The organism is Paenibacillus algicola (assembly GCF_005577435.1).
In the GTDB taxonomy this organism is placed as follows: domain Bacteria; phylum Bacillota; class Bacilli; order Paenibacillales; family Paenibacillaceae; genus Paenibacillus_AQ; species Paenibacillus_AQ algicola.
Map to the genome: position 1 here is coordinate 2263457 of NZ_CP040396.1, position 21386 is coordinate 2284842.

Below are 21386 nucleotides of genomic sequence, written 5' to 3' on the forward strand. Positions count from 1 at the left end.
CACCTCAATAAGTGTAATAATCATCTATATCATACATTTATAAACAGATGATTCATCATCGCTCTGCTGGATTTCAAAGTATCAAGGAGGTTCTGTCATGGAGGAAGAGCAAGATGTTAGAGAACAATATGCAGAAGAAATAGAGGGGTTCTTGATCTGGATGAAGGATGCCGGCTATACCTCATATACGATTCGTTCGTACATAAGTGACTTGCTGGAGTTTTTGAACGCTTTAAATGGTAAACAGATTCATCAAGTGAAGAAGATTCATGTCATGTCGTATTTATCCTCGGTGAGGGAGAGAGGGGTAAGTGATGCCACGCGTAATCGCAAGCATGCAGCTGTGACCTGTTTTTTTAAAGCGCTGATGGAGCTGGAGCTTGCAACTCACAATCCTGCTGCCGGAGTCAAAAAATCCAAAACCGAAAAGAACAAAACACCCATGTATCTAGACGAACAGGAATTGTCCCGTTTTTTTGCATCGGTGCAAGGGAAGTACCGGACTCGGAACATTGCGATCTTCCTGCTTATGGCTTATATGGGGCTTCGAATCGGTGAGGTGCATTCGCTGAACTTAGCCGATTATAGAGCTTCGCAGCGGTCACTGAACGTATTCGGTAAAGGACGTAAGTGGAGAACCATACCGGTACCAGAGACTGTCGCTATGATGCTCGAAGGTGCTTTGAAGGACAGAATTGAGCCTCGCCGGATCAAGGAGGACGCCATGTTCACCTCGCAAAAAGGACGCCGGCTGTCTGTTCGATGTATCCAGCAAATTGCCGCCGAAACGTTTGACCGCTTTCAGCATCATTTACCGGCAGAACGGCGAATTGCGTATTCCAGTCATAAGCTGAGACACTCCTTCGCGACCATGCTGCTGCGCAAAGGGGCTGATTTGAGAACAGTGCAGGAGCTTTTAGGTCACTCCTCCATTCAAACGACTACGGTCTATACACATGTCACTGACAAAGAAAAAGCAGCGGCCGTAGACAAGCTCGACATCCAGCTTCCCATTAGTATAACCAATTAATACATATTAATTATTATGTAAACTAATGAACGGGTAGCTATGATTCACTCCGAGATTCTCACATCACGCATGATTTGCGGCAAAAAAAGACGCCCACCTCATTTTATAAGATGGACGCCTTACATTTACAGATTCAGCTTGGCAATCTCGGCCTTCAGCTTGTCGGCAGATTGATGGAACAGCTTGGTTTCTTCTTCACTCAGAGGAAGATCCAACACTTCCCGCACGCCAGATCGGTCTACAACACACGGCACGCCCAGATACACATCGGACACGCCATTATATTGATCTAGCAGTGTGGACACATTGAGTACGGCGCTTTGATTTTGCAGGATGGCGGTGACAATTCGATCAAGGGCCAAGGCAATGGCATAGAAGGTGGCGCCTTTAGCGTGGATAATCTCATAGGCTGCATTTTTCGTGCTGTCAAAAATACGTTCTTTGTGCTCATCTTCAATGGCCAGCGCTGCACCGGCGACATTGGCAAGACTCCATACAGGAACCTCCGTATCTCCGTGCTCGCCGATAATGTGAGCATGAATGCTGCGGGGATCAATCTGCTTGTGCTTGCCGAGTAAATAACGGTATCTGGCGCTGTCGAGCAAGGTTCCGGAGCCGATCACGCGGTGAACAGGGAACCCGCTATATTTTAAGGTCACATAAGATAAAATATCAACAGGATTGGTAGCGATCAGAAGAATGCCTTCCTGATTATATTGCGTAATATTATGTACAATGTCTTTGAAGATGGCAGCGTTCTTCTTAAGGAGGTCCAGACGGGTTTCACCAGTCTTTTGAGCAGCGCCGGCCGTAACGATCATAATATCCGCGCCGGCACAGTCGGAGTAATCCCCAGCCCAGATCTTTACACCGCCAACGAAGGGAAGACCGTGATTCATATCCAGCGCCTCGCCGACAGCCTTCTCATGATTCACGTCAATGAGAACAATTTCGGATACCCGTTTGCGCAGCATAAGGGTATAGGCTGTCGTAGTTCCTACCGCTCCCGCTCCGATAATTACGGCTCGAGTGGGCTTGTACGTCGTTGTGTTCATGTTACCGTCTCCTTTAAAGTAAGATTGAGGTATACACACGCGTGGAAAGCATTGGAACGACTTGTCACCTTAATACTAAGGGATGCAGATTAGCCTCCGCAATAGAAAGGATTGAACAAATGATTACAATTTCATCGTTATTATTTTTTATCGGCGCTGCCGTGCTGTTGATCCTTGTCCCTGGACCTGATTTGATCTTTGCAGTAACCCAGGGCTTGACCAGCGGCAAAAAAGCAGGCGTCATGACGGCCATCGGGCTTAGTCTCGGCAATGTCATTCATACTTTAGCTGCTGCTTTGGGGCTCTCCCTGATTCTGAAAACTTCTGCGTTTGCATTTACGCTGTTCAAAATTCTCGCTGCTGGCTATTTATTGTATCTGGCGTACATGTCCTTTAAACACCGCAAGGACCCCATTGAATGGAAGCAGGGCAAGAATCAAAGTGGATTTCAGCTTCTTCTAAAAGGGTTCATGATGAATGTCCTGAATCCGAAGGTGGCACTCTTTTTTCTAACGTTTCTGCCTCAGTTCGTCAATTATTCCTATGGGAGTGAGGCTCTGCAGTTGATTCTGCTCGGGGTGATCTTCTTGGTGCTCAGCGGCTTGATCTTTGGACTGCTGGCTTATTTTGCGGGTGCATTCAGCGAACAGCTGCTCAGCAAGCCAAGCTTCGGGATTTGGAGTCAAACCGCTGGAAGTGCTATTTTTGCGGCGCTCGGCATCAAGCTGCTCTTCACCAAAATGTAAATCAAACAAGCAGGGAGCCAGATCGGCTTCCTGCTTGTTTGATCTAGACCCCAATCAGGTTTCTTCCCGCTGCGCCGCCTCATCTTTAATTTCGTTGCGGAAGCTCGCGATGCTTCTCTGACGGCGTTCGTTTTTCTCCATCAGCTGTTCTTTCTCGGAGGCTGATATTTCGTCACCATGCTCATACAAGTAGTCCTTGGTCTCCCGAAAATTCTCAATCGTATTTTGCACGGCTTCTTGTAGACGTTCTACGTTATCACTGCGGTCATCCGGTTTCGGCATCAATATTCACCCTCCTGATCTTAATGGTTGTGGCTTATCCGTCCAGGTGCGGATGCAGCACGTCATCAGTCTTCCAAACGTTGCCGAGCGTTATGCACGAACGGCGTGTAAAAGCCGATGGCTACAATATTGTAACTTCATCCCACTTCATCCTTGTCCTGAAAAGAGCGGACGGGTATGTTATAATGACTCCGACTAAAGGAGTCCATTTACGCGGCAAGAATGAGGAGGACAGGTGAGATGAAAGGTTACACCATACAGCTCAGGCGCTGGGGAATCCTCGGGTTCATGATCTTAATGTTCACAGCGTGTACCCCGGATCAAGAAGCTCCAGAGGCCGCAGACAGCCTTCCCGCAATGACAAAACCGGAAGAAGAAGAGTCCATCAAGGATGGACAAACTCTTACAGTGGTCACTCCGGAAACTGCTAAAAACCCTCCTGAAACCAAAAATAAATATCAAATCCAAACCCGTTTAACCGATTTTCATATGCTGGACGAGGCATCCGGAGTAGCCTGGGGACTCAATGGAACGGCTCTGCGCCTCTACATTACAGACGATTATGGTGAAACGTGGGTAGACATTTCTCCCTCCTCCAATGTGAAATTTATGGACAAGCTTGTCTATGGCACCGATCTGGTGTTCACCGATGAGCGGCATGGCTATATTGTCCGGAATGGACAGGGACAGAGAGATACGATGATTTTGACAACGGTGGACGGGGGAAGAGAGTGGAGATTTTCGTCTTTACCGAACACCGGACGGGTTACAGCCTTGAGCTTTGACTCTGATCAGGGCTGGGTCATGACGGCTCCTAAATCCATTCTGGGTATCCAGGAGAAAATTCTGTACCGTCTCGATCCACAAGATACGGCTTGGACAGAGATTATGCAGAACCGGAACTATCCGGCTTCGCGAGTACCTGATTTTGTACTTCCAAGAAGCGGCTTCGTGACAGGCATGTCCTATGCCAATGCCTATACCGGATTAGTTTCCGTAAAAGAGCGCCGGGGTGGAGCGCTTTATATTACCCGGGATGGAGGCGAAACCTGGAGTCCGGTCGACCGCGTGTTTTCGGAAGAACCGCTGACGGAGTGCGAAACCTTTTATCCCGGCTCGGCCGTATTTTTAGGAAATGCGCAGAAGGTTTGGGTTCCCTTGCAATGCTTTATGGAAGAACAGCTTCACGATCTGGGCTATTTCTCCGAGGATGGGGGCAAGTCGTGGGAGCTGATTGAATTTCCGTTGGTTCGTAAGAGCAGCACCCGGAATGCCGCCCCTTTCTTTTATCGCATGAATCGGGGCTATGCCATTATGGACGGCATCGTTTATGTTACAGAGGACAAGGGTCAAACCTGGGAGCCCTTTGAAGAGGATGAAGTATTGGCTCAGAATTTGGACAACTACCCGATCATATCCAAGCTGCAGTTTGCTTCGAGTGAGGTAGGCTGGATGCTGGTTGAAACGTTGGATGGATCCCGATCCAGACTGCTTCTTAGCCTCGATGGAGGGAAGAGCTGGAAGGTGCGATAATACGAAACACCAAAGCCGCGGTATAGCGCAACGTGTCCTCCTTTGCAAGGATTCAAGTTATTTTCTCGTACAGGCGCATATACTTGAATGATCACGAGGGATGGCCTGCGTGAGATGAACCTTGCGGGGAGGGTGCCGAAATGGGATCGGATTCACTGTGGATGTTCGACTTTTTCGGAAGCGTGATGCCCGTTTTTTTGGTTGCAGTACTGGGCATTGTATTGCTGTCAGCCGGCAAAAATATACTGCAATGGAATCGCAACAACCATCAGCCGCTGTTGACGGTGTATTCGGTGATTGTTAGCAAGCGAAGCGAGCTGAAGCACACGGCTCCTGCGGAGGATGGCAGCGGAAGTCGCCCTCGTACCCTGTATTTCATCACCTTTGAGGTGGAGAGCGGCGATCGAATGGAATTTGCCGTCAGCGGCGATGAATTCGGCATGTGCGCCGAAGGAGATGAAGGCCGGCTCTCTTTTCAAGGGACCCGATATTTAAAGTTCGAAAGACATCATAAAATACGCCGTCAGGCGCTTCGAGGATGAGGAACGCATGAAATTTCAACAACAGACTGTACTAATTACCGGTGCTGCTCAAGGCATTGGCCGTGGTCTTGCAGAAGCGTATGCAGCTGCAGGTGCACATGTATATATGGCAGATGTGCAGGAGAAGGAAGGGGAGGAGCTGGCCCAGACCCTGCGGCAGAAAGGATGGTCTGCCACGTTTGTACCCTGTGATGTTCGAAAGGAGCATCAGATTCAGCACTTCGTCCAGGCGGCAATCCAGCAGACAGGGCGAGTGGACATTGTCATCAACAACGCCGGAGTTTCTCGTTGGAAATCGCCGCTTGAGCTGACTATAGAGGAATGGGACGATGTGCTGAACATTAATGTGCGCAGCAGCTTCTTGCTATCTAGGGAGGCAGCCAAGCATATGAAATCCCAGGAGCAGGGGGGAGCCATTGTTAACATTTCCTCTACCCGCTCTCTGATGTCGGAGCCCCATTCAGAAGCTTATGCTGCGTCTAAAGGAGCCATTGTTGCCTTAACGCATGCGCTCGCAATGAGTCTTGGACCTCAGATTCGAGTGAACTGCGTCAGTCCCGGATGGATCGAAACTCAAAACTATAGTGCACTCCGGACAGAAGATCACGAACAGCACCCTGCCGGGAGAGTAGGAACCCCGCAGGATATTGCAAGAGCCTGCTTCTATCTCACAGATCCGGATAATACCTTCGTTACAGGTACCTATATGGTAGTCGATGGCGGAATGACTCGCAAAATGATATATGAAGAGTAGATCACTCCTTTGTTCCTTCCAGTCATAGAAAGCGTCAGGACAGTAAGCAAAGCTTGCTGTCCTTTTCAATACATGAGTGATCATATTAATTATTATGTAAACTATTTTCTCGCCACTTTAATTTTTTACATCACGCTTATAAGCTTCAGTCACAAAACTCTCATTAGCTTTGGTCAGCACGCTTTGATATTATGTTACATGAACGACCATAATCATCCTTAAAGGAGGAGCGAACGTGTCTAAATCTATCAAAGCTGCCGCACTACTATTCATCATGCTTCTCATCCTTAGCCATCCGACTGACGTCTGGGCTCATTCCAAGCTTACGGCATCGGAGCCAGCGGCCGGATCGGATGTTAATGATGTTGTATCTGAGCTGGTCCTGACCTTCAATGAAAATATTGATCCCAAGCTTAGCAGTCTCACGATTACGAATGCAGAGGGACAGTCCTCAGCCTTATCCGCGGTTACGGTTACCGGACTGGAAATGAAGGCTGTTCTCGAGAACGCACTTCCATCCGGGACGTATGAGGTACAGTGGAAGATTATTAGTGCGGATGGCCATCCTATTCAAGACAAGTATTCATTTACCGTTACGGCCCCGGAAAAGGCAGCAGACTCTAGTGAGAATGCGACAGAACAGCCTCCTGCGGGCTCCGAAGCATCGGAAGAGACGGACAGCCAAGAGGAGGCAGCTTCTGAGGCGGCACCTGAAGAAGAGTCTGCTCCGGAAGATAACGGTAATGCCGCCGAAGGCGAAGATGAAGCACAATCCAAGACCTCGGAAGCAGCTGAAGCCGGAAGCTCTCCTGCGATCCTGATCGGAGTCATTGTCCTTGTGATTGTGGCTGCTGCGGGAGTGTATATCGTAAGACGACAAGCCCGTAACAAAGGATAAGCCATGTACTGGCTCAGCGAACCCATCCTCTATCTGGGATATTCAGTTCTTGCCGGGATTGCCGTCTTGTCTCTGGTTCCCTCCAGTCAGAAGCCGAAGCTTTCGCTTCCATCGTGGCTCGGACCCGCGGCTGCAGGTGTCGTGATGATCGGCTCTTTTGTTCCAGTGCTGCAAATTATTATGTTCTTCAAAGATGATATCGGTCTGTATGCTTCCTTTGAAGCGGTGATGTTTTCCTTCTCGGAAGGTGAACGCTATACCTGGATTCTGATTCTGTCCTTGCTAATGGCTGTGACTTCAAGGAGAGTCATCAAGAACCCGCAATCCAGACTGAGAGGCGTGCTATTGCTGCTGCTGCTGGCTACAGCAGCGGCGATGTCCGCCTTTAACCATGCCGCTTCGCTCATGGGCTGGAAAGGGCAGGCTGGGTACTTCATTCATTTTACGGCCATGGCAATCTGGACGGGGACGCTGTTGATCGCAGGCTTCTACAATAAGGGCAGAGAGGGCTGGAGCTCATACCTGCGTTGGTTTCATCCGTTAGCGGTCACGGCAGTCCTTCTGGTTATATCATCAGGCCTTTTTCTGATGTCGGCGGTCACCCCCCAGCCCGTGCAGAGCTGGATTCTGCCCTATGGACAGGCCTTGCTCCTTAAGCACATATTGATCCTTCCGGTTTTGGTGTTCGGGCTGGTCAATGGACGCTGGGTCCGGCAAAGGCTGGAACGCTCCTCAAGCTTTGCTCCTGCAAGCTGGGCCAAGGCGGAGGGGGTGCTGCTGTTTCTCATTTATGTCGTTACCGGTTTTTTAAACCAGCAAGGCGCACCGCATGCCTACCCCGAGGTCCTAACGTCCTCCTTTGCAGCAAAGCCGTTCCTATGGTTTCATCCTGAGTTTACCGAGGGACCCATCATGCTGGAGTGGAGCTTTACTGGAACCCTGCTGCTGCTTCTGGCTGCCGGAATGCTGGCAGGAATGCTATGGTCCTTTATCAAGCATAAAAAAGCAGTCACCGCGCTTCTGCTATCGCTGGGCGCTGCGGCTGCGGCTTATGCAGGCATCATGTTTAGTGTTGCCTGAATTATGAAATAAAAGGCTCAGATGCGTCACGCGACGCATCTGAGCCTTTTACTTATTTTACCGTCTTATTGTAGGTTTCAATCTTGGACGTAATTTCTTTGGCAGCCTTGTCCAGAGCTTCTTGAGGGCTGCTTTGCCCGTTTAATACTTCTTCAATCGCTGTTTCGGTAATCTGTCTTGCCTCTGGGAACACGCCCATCACTGCGCCCTGAGTTGCCGCATTCGGCACCGTTTGATGCAGCTGGTCTACCGCGGTTTGAAACTGAGGATACTTCTTCAGGTTCTCTTTGACGCTGTCTTCCTCATACGCCTTGGTGTGCACCGGGAAGTAGCCGGTGTTAATATGCCACTCGGCCTGCGTAACCGGGTCCGCAAGATACTTCATGAACTCCCAGGCTGCTTTTGATTCCTCCTCGGATTTATTGTTCATGAGCCACAGGCTGGCTCCACCGATGATAACACCGCCTTCACCGGCGTCTGAAGGCTTCGGCAGGAAGCCTGTTCCGACTTCAAACTTGCCTTCGGCAGAGCTGACAATACCTCTCAAGGAAGCAGTAGAATCCAGCATCATCGCGATTTGGCCGGCCGCAAAGGCTTTTTTCGTGTCATCCGTTTTCCGGCCCAGGTTTAACAGAGATTGATCGTCCAGCATTTCCTTCCACCACTCAAGGGTGTTCACACCGGCTTCGCTATTTAGCTGAGATGCCGTTGCGGCTGAAGAACGGCCATTCCCATTGTTAAGAAGCTCCTGTCCCTGGTTCGCAAAGAACTGCTCCATGAACCAGCCGTAAATGGCAAAGGATGCTCCGGTTTGTCCACCTTGAGTCAGCTTCTTGGCAGCTTCAGCTACCTCTTCATACGTTTGAGGCGGGTTCTCAGGGTCAAGACCGGCTGCTTTAAAAGCATCCTTGTTGTAGTACAGAATCGGGTTAGAGGAGTTAAAAGGCATAGAATACAGCTTGCCATCAAAGGTGTAATAGTTCTTGATATTCGGCTCCAGGCCTGAAATGTCATAGCCTTCAGCATCCATAAAATCCTGAACAGGGCGGGTCGCTTGTGTATCCATCATAAAGCGGCTGCCGATTTCATACACCTGAATCATCGTGGGTCCGCTGTCCGAGCCAAGAGACGCCTTTAGCTTGTTCAAGCTCTCGTCATAGGTGCCCTGAAAAACGCCCTCCACTTCGATTCCATCCTGCTTCCCATTAAAATCTGCGATCAGCTTGTCTACCGCCTGTCCCAGCTCACCACTCATAGAATGCCACCATACGACCTTAACCGGAGTACTAGAGGTAGCTGCCGCTGCTTTAGCCGGTGGAGCCAGCGGCTCTTCACTGCCCCCTGCTCCGTTACTGCTGCACGCTGCGCTGACCAGCATGGTCCATGCCAGCAGCATGAGCGTCAGTGACCTTCTTCCATAGCCCTTCTTCATCTTCATAATCTCTCCCTTATGAGTTATTGAGCTTGCTATATCAGAAATTGAGCTGACTGAAGCTTCAGCTCAAGGCTGATTGTTAACCCTTCAGCGCTCCTGCCGTAATGCCGCGAATGAGAGGCTTCAAGCCTAAGGCGAGCAGCAGCAGGGAGGGAAGCAGCATGAGCAGCACACCGGAGAGAATCAGATTCCAGGCATTCATCTCCTCAAATTGCAGCATGCCTACACCGATTTGCACCGTGCGCATCTCTTCGCGGTTGGTGGTCAGGAGGGGCCATAAATACATATTCCAGTGATTCAGAAAGGAATAGACACCCAGTGTCGCTATACCGGGCAGGGAAAGCGGAAGCGCCATGGTGATAAAGGTGCGAATATGTCCGCAGCCGTCAACCCGCGCAGCCTCGAACAGCTCTTTGGGAAGCTGGAGAAAGGTTTGCCGCAGCAAAAAAGTGCCGAATGCGGTAGCCAGAAACGGAACGATCAGGCCGGGATAGGAATCCAGCCAGCCCCAGCTTTTGATCGTTAGATAATTCGGGATCATAATGACCTCCCAAGGAACCATCATCGTGGATAGAAACAGGCTGAAGAGCAGGGTTTTGCCTGGAAATCGCATAAAAGCAAACGCATAAGCTGCCAGACTTGATGTCACTATTTGTCCCAGCATAATGACCAGGGATACCCAGAAGCTGTTCGTAATAAAGCGAAGGACCGGTACGGTCTCTATAACCTTCATGTAATTATGTAAGCTGATGCTCTCTGGCAGTAAAGGAGGCGGATACACTGACGATTCGGCCTCGGTCATCATAGAAGAGGACAAAGTATACAGCAGCGGAAAAGTGATCAGAAGCGCGCATAGCACCAGCAGCACATAATTTAACGTAGAAGAAGCGATTTTTACGCTCACTGATAATGCACCTTCCTCTCTACGAATTTAAATTGGAGCAGCGTCAGCAGCAAAATGATGACAAACAGGATCAGGGCCTGCGCACTGCCGATACCGAAACGGAAATTGACGAATGCGTCTTGATAAATGTTAAATACAATCACATTCGTGCTGTTTATTGGACCGCCCTTCGTTAAAATATTAATCTGGCCAAACGCCTGAAATGCTCCGATGATGGAAACGACCAGGGTAAAGAAAAGGGTAGGAGAAATTAGCGGCAGTGTGATACGGAAAAACGTTCTAAAGGGATCACTGCCATCGATCCGGGCGCTGTCAAAAATGTCCTCTGAAATGCCTTGAATCCCGCTCAGCATCAGGATGTAGTTAAAGCCTAGATTCATCCAAACCGTCATAAGCGCGACCGAGAACATAGCCCAATCGGGATCTGTGAGCCACTGAACGGGTCCGATCCCTGCCAAGGAGAGTAAATAATTGAACATGCCCATGGTCGGATGATAGAGGATCATCCAGATCATGGATCCTGTGCCGACGGAAACAGCCATAGGCAGGGAGAAGATAAACCGGAATATTTTCATCCCCTTTAGCGTATTGAAAGAGAGAACCGCCAGAATAAGAGCCGCCGCCATGGCGGTCGGTACGGTCATCAGCATAAACAGAAAGGTATTACTCAGACTCTTTACAAATATATCGGCCGTCAGTATGTCCATAAAGTTGTCCATGCCGACAAAGACAGCGACTCTTCCTTGAGGATCCGTTAAAAATAAGCTCAGATATATGGATTTCAGCAGCGGATAAAACAAAAAGAGGCCGAACAGCACCAATGAAGGGGACAGCAACAAATAGGCGACCCAGCTGTCTTGCAGCCGCGGGTTTCGCAAGACACGGGCAGCGACCGGCTGACGTGTGCTGGGAGAGCGGGCCTCGGTGGCTGCAGTTCCGGGAGGTGAAAGCAGCAGATCTTTGTCCATATTTTCTTTAGTCCTCTCTATCAGGTTTAGGCTTACAGATCAAAGTATAGAAAGAGGATGTTAAATAAAATGGATGAATTTGTAATGAAAGAGTAATTTTTTTGCAATCATAAAATTTATTGTCACATTTCTGGGCGAATGCACATACGATACGTTGTGCAATTAATGTGCGGTAGGAAGGAGGAGCCATCATGGCGGTCATCAATACCAACTCATCTGATGTCGATTTATTGGCTAGGCTGATTCGGGCTGAGGCTGAAGGAGACGGGGAGCAGGGGATGCTGATGGTTGGAAATGTCGGTGTGAACCGCATCCTGTCCAATTGCCTGGACTTCAAGGGAATTCGCAGCATGAATGACATGGTGTATCAAAGCCCTGGAGGGTTCGAGGCAACACAGAAGGGCTACTTTTATCAAAAGGCAAGAGAGCGCGACCGCAGGCTGGCCCGCCGCGTCATTGCCGGCGAACGCGTCTGGCCTGCAAGCAACGCGCTCTGGTTCTTCCGGCCTGCCGGAGGCTGTCCGGCGACCTGGTACAATCAGCAGAACACAGGACGCTATAAAGCTCACTGCTTCTTCAGGCCGACAGCGGCCGATTGTCCGTCCGTGTATTAAAACTTAAGAAGTACGAGGAGGAAAATACTTATGATGAATTTCGGCGTCCCTTCAAATCCGGTAATTGGCAACGGCAACGGCTATCCAGGCTTATCCCAGCAATCTCAGCGCGGAGCTGCACCCGGATACAGCGCAAACGTACCGCCGCAAATGACTGGAGGCGCAGGCTATACGGCGAATGTTCCTCAGCAGGCTATGGGCTCCAAAGGGTATTCTGCGAATGTACCGCCTCAAGTCATGAGCGGCGCAACCATGACTCCGAGCGGCCAAGTGCTGCCCACGCCGCAGTTCGAGCAGTCCTACATCGAGAATATTCTGCGTTTGAATCTTGGAAAGCAAGCGACCTTCTACATGACTTATGAGAACAACTCCCAGTGGAACGCCAAAATTTTTACAGGTGTCATCGAAGCAGCGGGGCGGGACCACATCGTCATCTCCGAGCGTCAGAGCGGTCGGCGCTTGATCCTGCTCATGGTAAATCTGGATTATGTCGTGTTTGATGAGCCGCTGAATTATCAATATCCCGGCGTCATTGGGAATCCGCCGCCTACAGGGCGTTAATCCATAATCGTCTTGGCCCGGACACCGGCCTGTACAGCTTAGCCGCGGTGCATGCCGGTGTTTTTTTACTCCAGGGTGCAGAATCAGGCGAAATCAAGAGATATCGGGTTTATGCTTGCAAAACAGCCTGTAACATCTGAAGATGTTGTCATCACATTCAATTTGACTGTCAAAAGGTTAGCTATATAATTAATGATATAGGATAGTAACCCTTGAATCTTGAGAGGAGATGAGCCCGTTGGGAAGTTGAAGCTGAATCTGATGACAGAGATGACGTCGTATCCCGAGTTGGCAACACACATTTTTAATTACCGAAGGAGGTGTTCCTATTCGCCTTAGAGCCACATCCGGCGGATAGGAGAACATTTGAGTGACCCCTTACCGAGTCTAATAGGTTTATCCTTGGTTATGATTTTGGTATTTTTGAACGGTTTTTTTGTAACTGCAGAAATTGCATTTCTGAAGGTGAAAGGCAGCCGGATTGACGCATTAGCGGAAGAAGGCCATCGTAAAGCAAGACAGGCGCAGCGAATCCTGCGCAATCTGGACCCGTATCTGATCTCCTGTCAGCTGGGCATTACGTTATCGACCCTGGCACTTGGCTTTGTGGGAGAGCAGACGCTAGCGGGCATGCTTGCCCCTTTGATGTCAGCGACTGGCTGGAGCACCGGGGTACTTCACACTATTTCTATACTGATTACCTTCGCATTCATTGCAATCATGCATATGATCTTTGGTGAATTGGCACCTAAAACCGTAGCCGTGCGCAAGGCAGAAACCATGACACTGCATACCGCCAACTTGATCCGTGGGTTTTATGTACTGACCTACCCCGTGATCTGGCTGGTGAACGGAGTGTCGAATGTGCTGCTGCGTGTATTTCGGATGACGCCCGTCGTGGAGAAGGGAGCGGTTCATACGGAAGAGGAAATTCTCGATCTTATGAAGGAGAGCAGCGAGGTAGGTCTCATTAATGATACCGAGCTTGCTCTGGTGGACAATATTTTCGAATTTGCAGACACCACAGCCAGAGAGATCATGATTCCGAGAACCGATATGATCTGCTTGTATACCAACCTGTCGATGGAAGAAAATCTGGATATTGCGCTGAATAACATGCGCACCCGTTATCCGATCTGTGAAGAGGATAAAGACCATATATCCGGCTTCATTCATATCAAGGATTTAATGAGGGGACATATCGGAGATCAGCTCACCCTGATCCGCCCAATCATTGCCGTGCCGGAATCCATCAAAATCAGTGAGCTGCTGAAACGGATGCAGCGTTCCAAGACCCAGATTGCCATTCTTATTGATGAGTATGGCGGAACCTCGGGGCTGGTCACGATGGAGGATATCATGGAAGAGATTGTCGGGGAAATTCAAGATGAATTTGACCAGGAACGACAAGGGATTGAAGTGATATCAGAGGACGAGTACTCTATTGACGGCTTGATGCTAATTGAAGAAATAAACGGCCATTTCGGCCTGAACGTAGATACAGAAGATTATGATACGATTGGCGGCTGGCTATCATCCAAGCTTGAAGCTGTAGTGCCTCAAGTCGGTCAATCGTATGCGTTTGAGCATGTGCTGCTCGTCGTTGAGGAGTATGACCATAAGCGAATATCACGGATTCGACTGATCCAGCAGGGCCATATGGAACTGCTGGAAGCCGGCGCATCTTAGTTTCTAATAAAACCAGCGAAATATTTCGCTGGTTTTATTATTTTCCATGTCATAAATGCAAAATATTTCAAGGAATATACAAGGAGGTCGTGCTAGAATATGGATCGAAAATAAAATAAAGGGTAAGGTGATATGATGTTGAAATTGTTCAAGCCTGCTAAAATTACATCTATGTTTGCCGCAGCATGTGCCCTTAGCTTGACCCTCGCTTCTGGCGTTTATGCCGACACTTCTTTGGAGAGCGCCAACAAAGAGCCTCGTGCTTTAACGGCTCCGCCTCCAGTAGAAATGAACATCAACGCCGCCAACTCCAGCACCATGTACATAACCTCGATTGGGGCATCGCTGCAGCGATACGGCTCCATTCAATTCCAGCTTAATGGTTCAACCAGCTCCAGCACGGTCGTCGACAGCATCGGAGTTAACTTTATATTGCAGCGCTGGACAGGCTCTGCCTGGGTAGACAGCGGTACCAGCTCCGGACAATCTAACAATGCAGCATTCTATAACGACAACCGAATATTCAGCGCCACTACAGGCTACTACTACCGAGGCAAAACGATTCACTGGGTGAGAAAAGGTACTTTCTATGAGGAAACGCTGAATTACACCGAGACAATTCTCCGCTAACTTAAATCATTTTTCAAGGGGCTGTCCCAAAAGATCTAGGGTCTTGCGGGATGGCCTCGTTTATTGTTGCGAGATGCTTCGTGGCCTGACAAAAGTAAGCCTTAAGGTCGGATGGTTTTCGCTTGCCTTAATTTGCTCAAGAAGGCGGCAATAGACCAAAATAAAGACATGGCGGTGCTGGGATAACCTCCCCAGGCATCGCCATGTCTTTATTTCAGAACTAATTTTTCAAAAAGGGAACTGTCTCGGCATTCAAAAAACTACTTTTGGGGACAGCTTCTTACTGTCAAGCTATACTTTTCTTTAGCGCTGCATGCCATCCGCAATAGCAATGAGCTCTTCCCGGGTAACGGGGGCGGTAATGAGTGTGCGAACATTGTTGTCTACGAAATCCAGTTGATTATAGCCGGTCGAGGTTTCTTTAATCTGTGCTGTCACCCCTGAAGCTAACGTAATTTCGCTCAGTTCTCCGAGCACACCAATGCTAACCTTCTTGCCATCTGACAAATCATAGAAGTCGAACGTTAAGCGATCACCCTGATCGTTGGTGTAGACCATAGTCAGCATGCCAATCGGATCGTCTCTCTTCACCACATGAGGCAAGGCCTCTTCGTAACGGTAGCCGTCTGGAATATATCCCAGCTCTGGCATCGCAAAGGTCAGCTTTTCTTGAATTTCGTCCCAGGTGTAAGTCGTATTGTCGACTTCAGGAATCGTAACCTGGCCTTCATTCGGATGTAATTGCGCGGGCTCATCGTCCCTGTAGTCTGGAGGTGGTAACGTCTTGGCCTTGGACTCATTCTCGCTGACCGGTTCATCTCGCCCGGATACAATGGTAATAATCCCATCGCCCCAATCCTTAACCTGCTGGTAGAGCGGGGAGATTGCCTGGGTCACAGCAGGAGGCGAGAAGATAATCGCCCCACCGGCGATGGAAGCCGCGATAATGCCTGCAATCTGATACCTCTTAACACGCTTTCTTACTTTATGCTGCTGATCTAGCTGCTGCTTTACCTTCTGCCAGGATTCCACTTTAGATGTCGGGACGGGGTAGGGGGAATCCATCTTGGATGCGGCCGACTCGAAGGCCTCGTCAAACGCCTTGTCAAACGCCTCATCAAATGCCGGGTCAAATCCATCTTCAAATTTTTCGTTGCTCATCAAAAACACCCCATTCCCTGTTCAGCTTCTTCTTCACGGATTCCCTGGCGCGATAAAGCCGCTGCTTCACGATCTCTTCCTTCGTATTTAGCACATCGGCAATTTCCTTATAAGACAATCCGTGCTTCCAGCGATACTCAATCAGAAGTCGGTACTCCGGCTTCATCTCCTCCAGGTATGCTGCAATCGATTCTTCCATCAGCTTCGATTCCACCTGGTGCTCCACATTATTAGAGGTAGGCAGCACCGCTTCTTCACTAATATAAACACGGTCAACATCCAGTTGGTTACGGCTGTTTTTGTTTTTTCTCAAAAAATTCATGGTTGAATTTTTGACTACTACACGCAGCCAGGCTTTTAGCTTGCCTTCATTCTCAAATTCCGGCTTATGGGTGATGACTTTAATAAATGATTCCTGAATAATATCCTCAACCGCTGCATGATCTCGTACAATATACATGATCTGTCCGTATACCAGATCATAAAATTCATAATAAATTTCTTCCTGTAAGGCTTCATTTATATTCTCAAATTCTGCTGCTAACAACAGCTGAAGACGATTAGACACACGATAATCTCCTCTCCGATGCATCTTTCTCTAATCTTTTATATATTTTATAACTTTCTTGAAACAACGTCCAATAAACCTTATGTATAGCATGTAAGCGTTCTAAATATAACCTGTCAAGATAAACCGTTTCAGGGTGACCACAACAGTTTGAAACCGGGACTTTTGTAGGACTAATCTGTCCTGTCTGGTTATGTCGACAGGGTTGCTTTTTTGGAATATATAATTTTAAATGGGGAGTACAAGGGGGAGATCATGATGACAGGAGCGTTAGCTTATGGATAACCTGCCGGACAGGATCCCGAATGTACTCATCTTCATATCCGTCTTGATCGCTGTAGTGTCTACCTATACAGCCTTTCATTATATTCAGCAAGCATTGTTAAGAAATATTAAAACTTTAGGATATACATTCTTCATTTCATTTGCCCTGGGGACAGGGCTTTGGAGTATGCATTTCGCAAGGATGCTGTCGATGGATTTCGGCTATGCCTTAGCATACGAACCACCCATGTTTGCCGTTTCATTTCTTCTCCCATTGATGGCCTCATTTTTTGCTGTCCGCCTGGTCTTCATGGACCATGTCATCTCCAGAATTCAATTTATATTAAGCGGACTGCTGATCTCGCTGGCGATGGTGTCCATGCACTATGCCGGGATGCTCTCGCTGGATATTCCTTTCATGTACCGCCAAAATCCTCTTTATGCTTCACTTTCCGTAATTATTGCCATGCTGGCCGTGTATACCGCTTTATATTTAGGCATCTATCGCTCAGTCTCACCGTATCGCCAATCCCGCTTGCGCCGCTGGGCAGGTGCGGTAATCCTCGTGCTGTCCGTTTCACTGATGCATGATACGGCGATGGAGGGAACGACCTTTACACCAAGCTCTCAGATTACTGCAGACTCGCTCAACGAAGGGATGAACAGCACATTGTTGGCAGCTATGGTCATCACCGCTTCGCTGCTGCTCATCACAATCATTCTTACTGGGCTCTACTGGGACCGGAGAAGGGTCTTAACCGATGCGAGATTCAATGAACGGCGCTACATGACATTGTTCGAGCATAACCCCGACCTTGTTGTCTGTGTAGATCACCATCAGAAAAAAATCTTGAGCGTAAATCCGGCTGTGCTCGCCCTGACGGGCTATACCCCAGAGGAATTAATATCACTGCCTTTAGATGATCTGTTCTGGAATCGCCGTGACTATCTCATTATGCTCTCCGCAGTCCGCCAAGCATCGGAGGGAAGCCCGAGGCAAGTGGAAATCCGTATCCGAAGCCAGCAAGGAGTGATGCTCATACACAGCGCTACCGTATTTCCTCTGGAGACGCCGGGTCATCAATGGTCTTATATTATTACAAAGGACGTCACGGACAAGCGTCTGTTTGAGCAGGAGCTGATGGCCGCAAAAGAGGCAGCAGAAGGAGCAGCACGGATGAAAAGTGAATTCCTGGCGACGATGAGCCATGAATTAAGAACTCCGTTAAACGGGATTATCGGCATCAACGAGCTGCTTGTGGACGAAGAGGATGAGGATACCAGGAAGGAGCTGCTAGATTTGCAGCTTAAGAGCAGTCACGCCTTATTAAATGTAATCAACGATATATTGGATTTATCAAAGATGGAAGCGGGCAAGGTGAAGCTGGTTCGGGATGATTTCAATCTGCACCAGCTCATATCAGAATGCTTCGATTTGTTTGAGATTATATCCCGGGATAAGGATCTTATCGTTCGTTACGTCGTTGACGAGCAGATTCCAGGCCTGCTGACAGGAGATCCTATGCGATTACGACAAATTCTGGTCAACCTGATTGGCAATGCGCTTAAATTTACGGAGCGGGGCTATGTGAGTCTGCACGTATCCGTAGTAGAGGAAGCCAGAGACTACTTCAGCCTTCAATTTACCGTGGCGGACACAGGTATTGGCATCAAGCCAGAGCAGGCTGAGATGCTGTTCCAGCCTTTCTCCCAGCTTCATGAAGAGGAGGGCAGGGAACGCAAGTACGAAGGCACAGGGCTTGGCCTTGCCATCTGCCACAAGCTCGTAGAGCTGATGGACGGAAAGATTTGGGTAGAGCCGCGATTTGAACAAGGCGCTTGCTTTGCATTTCGCGTACCCATTCGGAAATCCAAGGCCGCACAGGAGACCGCAGCGGCCACATAAGACAAAGGGGTGCCCGGCTGATTACAGCTAAAGGCACCCCTTTTCGTTATGAATGAATCATTCATCCCAGCATTACGCCCAGTTTCCATTGATGAAGATAGGCTCTTCCAGGCCTTCCTTTGTAATCCCCGTGATGCTCAAATCCTTGGAGCCCATCATAAAGTCTACATGAGTGATACTTGCATTCAGTCCGTGCTCAGCCAGCTCTTCAGGAGACATGGTCTTGCCGCCCTCCAGGTTGAAGGCATAGGCACTGCCAATAGCAAGATGGCAGGATGCATTTTCATCGAACAGCGTCGTGTAATACAGTATTCCGCTGTTCGAGATCGGGGAATCAAAAGGCACCAGCGCAACCTCGCCAAGATAGCGGGAGCCTTCGTCCATTTCAATCAGTCGCTTCAAGGTATCGTAGCCTTCTTCAGCAGTATAATGTACAATTCGGCCTTCTTCAAAGGTTAATGAGAAGTTGTTGATGATATTCCCGCCATAGCTCAGCGGCTTCGTGCTCCGCACAGTGCCATGCACGCCGGTTTTCAGAGGGGCAGTAAACACCTCTTCGGTCGGAATGTTGGCGACGAAACGATCACCTTTCTCGTTCAGGCTTCCAGCCTGGGCCCAGATATGGCCTGGAGGGAGCTCAATGACAAGATCAGTGCCTTCGGCCGTAAAATGCAGCTTGTGGTATTTCTTGCGGTTCAGCTCATCTGATTTCTTCTGAAGCTTATTAATATGCTGCTCCCAGGCAGCAACCGGGTCTTCCTGATCCGCGCGTACTGCTTCAAAAATAGCATCCCATAACAGCTTCACCTGCTGATCCTGAGGTTCATCGGGAAACACCTTGGCAGCCCAGTCCGGCGATGCGAAAGCAAGACCGGTCCAGCTCATCTTGTCGGCCTGCTGGTATCTGCGGTAGGTAGCCATCGCTGCGCCAAATGTACGCTGAAAGTTAGATACTCTTTCAGGCTGTACCCCTTTCAGCAAATCCGGATTCGAGGACAGAATCGTCATGAATGCGGCGCCGTTGCCGGCAAGCTCCGTCATTTCTTCGGCATAATAGGTAGGGGGCGTCAGAAAATCCTCGTCCGGCGCAAGATCAAACCGTAAGCGGTTCACTTGCTCGTCACTGTAATTGACCTTAACATGCTTGGCTCCGGCCTCATAGGCTTTGCGCACGACGAGGCGAACAAGCTCCGCCGAGTCAATCATCGCATTCACAACCAGCACCTGCCCAGGCTGCAGGTTGACACCTACTTTAACGGCAAGCTCCGCATATCTCTCCAGCTTTTGTTGAAATGTCAGCATGCTTAAAACTCCTCCATCACATGTTCTTTTATTCTACCGTTGGTTAATAAATATCAAAAAAGAGAGGACGAAGCAATGAAACAATGTTCCAGCCGGCAGGAGCATCTGCCGGCTGCTAGAACCTTATTCTTAAAATGCCCAGTTTCCGTTCCGGAATACAGGCTCTTTGCTGCCGTCATGTGTAATGCCGTCAATGTTCATATCTGCAGAGCCGATCATGAAATCGACATGGGTGACACTGGTGTTCAAGCCCGCTTCAGTTAACTCTTCCTGAGACATCTGCTTGCCGCCTTCCAGACAGAATGCATAGGCACTGCCAATCGCCAGATGATTGGACGCATTCTCATCAAAGAGCGTATTGAAATACAAGATTCCCGACTCTGAGATTGGTGATTGATGCGGCACTAGCGCGACCTCTCCAAGATAGCGGGCACCTTCGTCCATGTTCAGCAGACGCTCCAGCGTCTCATAGCCTTCTTCGGCTGTAAAGCTAACCACTTTACCTTCCTCAAAGGTCAATGAGAAATGGTTAATAATGTTGCCCGCGTAGCTCAAAGGCTTCGTGCTGGAGACCTTCCCATGCACACCCGATTTCAGCGGTGCGGTAAATACTTCTTCTGTTGGCATGTTAGCAACAAACGTGTGCCCCTGCTCATTAATGCTGTCTCCTTGAGCCCATATGTGGCCCTTCGGCAGCTCAATCGTAAGATCTGTACCTGGGGCAGTATAGTGCAAGGCTTTGTATTGCTTCGCATTCAGCACCGTCGATTTCTGATTCAAAACGTCCAGATGCTGCTTCCAGGCTTCTACAGGAGCTTCTTGATCAATGCGCACGGTATGGAAGATTGCTTTCCACAGGCGTTCCATCTGTTCTGCCTCCGGCGCCTCCGGAAACACCTTCGCTGCCCACGCAGGAGAAGGAACAGCGATCAGGCACCAGCTGAATTTATCTGCCTGCTGATACGCGCGGTATTGCTTCAGCGCTTCTCCGCGGGTCTTATAGTAATTCGCAATACGTTCCGCGTCAATGCCCTTCAACAAATCCGGGTTCTCCGCCAAAATATGAAGCACCGCAGCTCCGTTCTCCACGAGCTCCGTAATTTCGCCGGCGAACCATTTGGGCTGCTCTGTGAACACATCGTCGCTCGCATGCTCGTATTGCATCCGGGTTAGCGCTTCATCATTCCAGTATACCTTAACAAGCCGGGCACCGGCTTCATACGCTTTGGCAGCAATGGACCGGGTAAAGTCGGCGGATTCCACCGGAGCGTGAACGACCAGGGTCTGTCCTTGTTGAATATTGACCCCCACCTTGACGGCCAATTCCGCATATTTGTCCAGTAATGCTGTGAAGTCGGACATTGTGGTATCCTCCAATACATGATTTAATGGGTAACAACCACATTATACTAAATTGTATTCCATAAGAAAAACGACTGATGAAGAAATGGAAAAAGTGATATA

General features: G+C 49.1%; 21 protein-coding genes. 12 read left to right on the plus strand and 9 right to left on the minus strand.

What is annotated here, in order from left to right; genetic code table 11:
- Positions 1-97: 97 nt before the first annotated feature.
- The gene (locus tag E6C60_RS10450; RefSeq protein WP_138225797.1) at positions 98-1030 is read left to right on the plus strand and encodes a tyrosine-type recombinase/integrase; all 933 of its coding nucleotides are present in this window, start codon (positions 98-100) and stop codon (positions 1028-1030) included.
- Positions 1031-1155: 125 nt separating this feature from the next.
- On the opposite strand, the gene E6C60_RS10455 is transcribed toward E6C60_RS10450, so the two are convergent.
- Entirely contained in the window at positions 1156-2085 is a 930-nt protein-coding gene (locus tag E6C60_RS10455; RefSeq protein ID WP_138225798.1) for an L-lactate dehydrogenase, read from the minus strand.
- Between the two features lie 119 nt (positions 2086-2204).
- Between E6C60_RS10455 and E6C60_RS10460 the strand changes: the two genes are divergently transcribed.
- Positions 2205-2831, plus strand: a complete 627-nt coding sequence (locus E6C60_RS10460) for a LysE family translocator (protein ID WP_138225799.1) — start codon at positions 2205-2207, stop codon at positions 2829-2831.
- A gap of 54 nt (positions 2832-2885) precedes the next feature.
- Here E6C60_RS10460 and tlp read toward each other — a convergent pair whose 3' ends face one another.
- Entirely contained in the window at positions 2886-3119 is a 234-nt protein-coding gene (gene tlp / locus E6C60_RS10465; RefSeq protein ID WP_175415413.1) for a small acid-soluble spore protein Tlp, read from the minus strand.
- Between the two features lie 234 nt (positions 3120-3353).
- Between tlp and E6C60_RS10470 the strand changes: the two genes are divergently transcribed.
- The 5 genes from E6C60_RS10470 (at position 3354) to E6C60_RS10490 (ending at position 7920) form a co-directional block, all read left to right on the plus strand.
- The gene (locus tag E6C60_RS10470) at positions 3354-4646 is read left to right on the plus strand and encodes a WD40/YVTN/BNR-like repeat-containing protein (RefSeq protein ID WP_175415268.1); all 1293 of its coding nucleotides are present in this window, start codon (positions 3354-3356) and stop codon (positions 4644-4646) included.
- A gap of 140 nt (positions 4647-4786) precedes the next feature.
- Positions 4787-5188: a DUF2500 domain-containing protein gene (locus E6C60_RS10475; RefSeq protein ID WP_138225802.1), complete on the plus strand. Its 402-nt coding sequence runs from the start codon at positions 4787-4789 to the stop codon at positions 5186-5188.
- Positions 5189-5195: 7 nt separating this feature from the next.
- Entirely contained in the window at positions 5196-5942 is a 747-nt protein-coding gene (locus tag E6C60_RS10480) for an SDR family NAD(P)-dependent oxidoreductase (protein ID WP_138225803.1), read from the plus strand.
- Positions 5943-6177: 235 nt separating this feature from the next.
- Positions 6178-6840: a copper resistance CopC family protein gene (locus E6C60_RS10485; RefSeq protein WP_138225804.1), complete on the plus strand. Its 663-nt coding sequence runs from the start codon at positions 6178-6180 to the stop codon at positions 6838-6840.
- Positions 6841-6843: 3 nt separating this feature from the next.
- Positions 6844-7920 carry a copper resistance D family protein gene (locus E6C60_RS10490; protein ID WP_138225805.1) on the plus strand — a complete coding sequence of 359 codons (1077 nt, stop codon included), beginning with the start codon at positions 6844-6846 and terminating at the stop codon, positions 7918-7920.
- 52 nt (positions 7921-7972) lie between these two features.
- On the opposite strand, the gene E6C60_RS10495 is transcribed toward E6C60_RS10490, so the two are convergent.
- From E6C60_RS10495 to E6C60_RS10505, 3 genes are all read right to left on the minus strand, one after another.
- The gene (locus E6C60_RS10495) at positions 7973-9358 is read right to left on the minus strand and encodes an ABC transporter substrate-binding protein (RefSeq protein WP_407669116.1); all 1386 of its coding nucleotides are present in this window, start codon (positions 9356-9358) and stop codon (positions 7973-7975) included.
- A 76-nt stretch (positions 9359-9434) separates the two neighbouring features.
- Positions 9435-10247, minus strand: a complete 813-nt coding sequence (locus tag E6C60_RS10500) for a carbohydrate ABC transporter permease (protein WP_407669157.1) — start codon at positions 10245-10247, stop codon at positions 9435-9437.
- A gap of 8 nt (positions 10248-10255) precedes the next feature.
- Positions 10256-11227, minus strand: coding sequence for a carbohydrate ABC transporter permease (locus E6C60_RS10505; RefSeq protein WP_138225807.1), 972 nt, complete (start codon positions 11225-11227; stop codon positions 10256-10258).
- 191 nt (positions 11228-11418) lie between these two features.
- Between E6C60_RS10505 and E6C60_RS10510 the strand changes: the two genes are divergently transcribed.
- The 4 genes from E6C60_RS10510 to E6C60_RS10525 all read left to right on the plus strand — a co-directional run bounded on the left by E6C60_RS10510 (position 11419) and on the right by E6C60_RS10525 (position 14721).
- Positions 11419-11841, plus strand: coding sequence for a cell wall hydrolase (locus tag E6C60_RS10510; protein ID WP_138225808.1), 423 nt, complete (start codon positions 11419-11421; stop codon positions 11839-11841).
- Between the two features lie 150 nt (positions 11842-11991).
- Positions 11992-12402 carry a spore coat protein GerQ gene (gerQ, locus tag E6C60_RS10515; protein WP_138227745.1) on the plus strand — a complete coding sequence of 137 codons (411 nt, stop codon included), beginning with the start codon at positions 11992-11994 and terminating at the stop codon, positions 12400-12402.
- A gap of 408 nt (positions 12403-12810) precedes the next feature.
- A complete protein-coding gene (locus tag E6C60_RS10520; protein ID WP_233280977.1) occupies positions 12811-14091 on the plus strand; it encodes a hemolysin family protein in 1281 nt (426 codons plus the stop codon).
- 132 nt (positions 14092-14223) lie between these two features.
- Positions 14224-14721, plus strand: coding sequence for a hypothetical protein (locus E6C60_RS10525; RefSeq protein WP_138225810.1), 498 nt, complete (start codon positions 14224-14226; stop codon positions 14719-14721).
- Between the two features lie 303 nt (positions 14722-15024).
- Here E6C60_RS10525 and E6C60_RS10530 read toward each other — a convergent pair whose 3' ends face one another.
- Together E6C60_RS10530 and E6C60_RS10535 are read right to left on the minus strand one after the other, a co-directional pair.
- On the minus strand, positions 15025-15882 hold the full coding sequence (locus tag E6C60_RS10530; protein ID WP_138225811.1) for a DUF4367 domain-containing protein: 858 nt from the start codon (positions 15880-15882) through the stop codon (positions 15025-15027).
- Positions 15863-16450 (minus strand): RNA polymerase sigma factor, encoded by a 588-nt coding sequence (locus E6C60_RS10535; RefSeq protein WP_138225812.1) that lies wholly within the window; start codon positions 16448-16450, stop codon positions 15863-15865. Before E6C60_RS10535 ends, E6C60_RS10530 begins: the two co-directional genes overlap by 20 nt.
- A 277-nt stretch (positions 16451-16727) precedes the next feature.
- Between E6C60_RS10535 and E6C60_RS10540 the strand changes: the two genes are divergently transcribed.
- On the plus strand, positions 16728-18620 hold the full coding sequence (locus E6C60_RS10540; protein WP_138225813.1) for a sensor histidine kinase: 1893 nt from the start codon (positions 16728-16730) through the stop codon (positions 18618-18620).
- A gap of 72 nt (positions 18621-18692) precedes the next feature.
- Here the strand turns inward: E6C60_RS10540 and E6C60_RS10545 are convergent, their stop codons facing one another.
- Both E6C60_RS10545 and E6C60_RS10550 read right to left on the minus strand, forming a co-directional pair.
- Positions 18693-19922 carry an aminopeptidase gene (locus tag E6C60_RS10545; protein ID WP_138225814.1) on the minus strand — a complete coding sequence of 410 codons (1230 nt, stop codon included), beginning with the start codon at positions 19920-19922 and terminating at the stop codon, positions 18693-18695.
- A gap of 129 nt (positions 19923-20051) precedes the next feature.
- The gene (locus E6C60_RS10550; protein ID WP_138225815.1) at positions 20052-21284 is read right to left on the minus strand and encodes an aminopeptidase; all 1233 of its coding nucleotides are present in this window, start codon (positions 21282-21284) and stop codon (positions 20052-20054) included.
- Positions 21285-21386 lie beyond the last annotated feature (102 nt).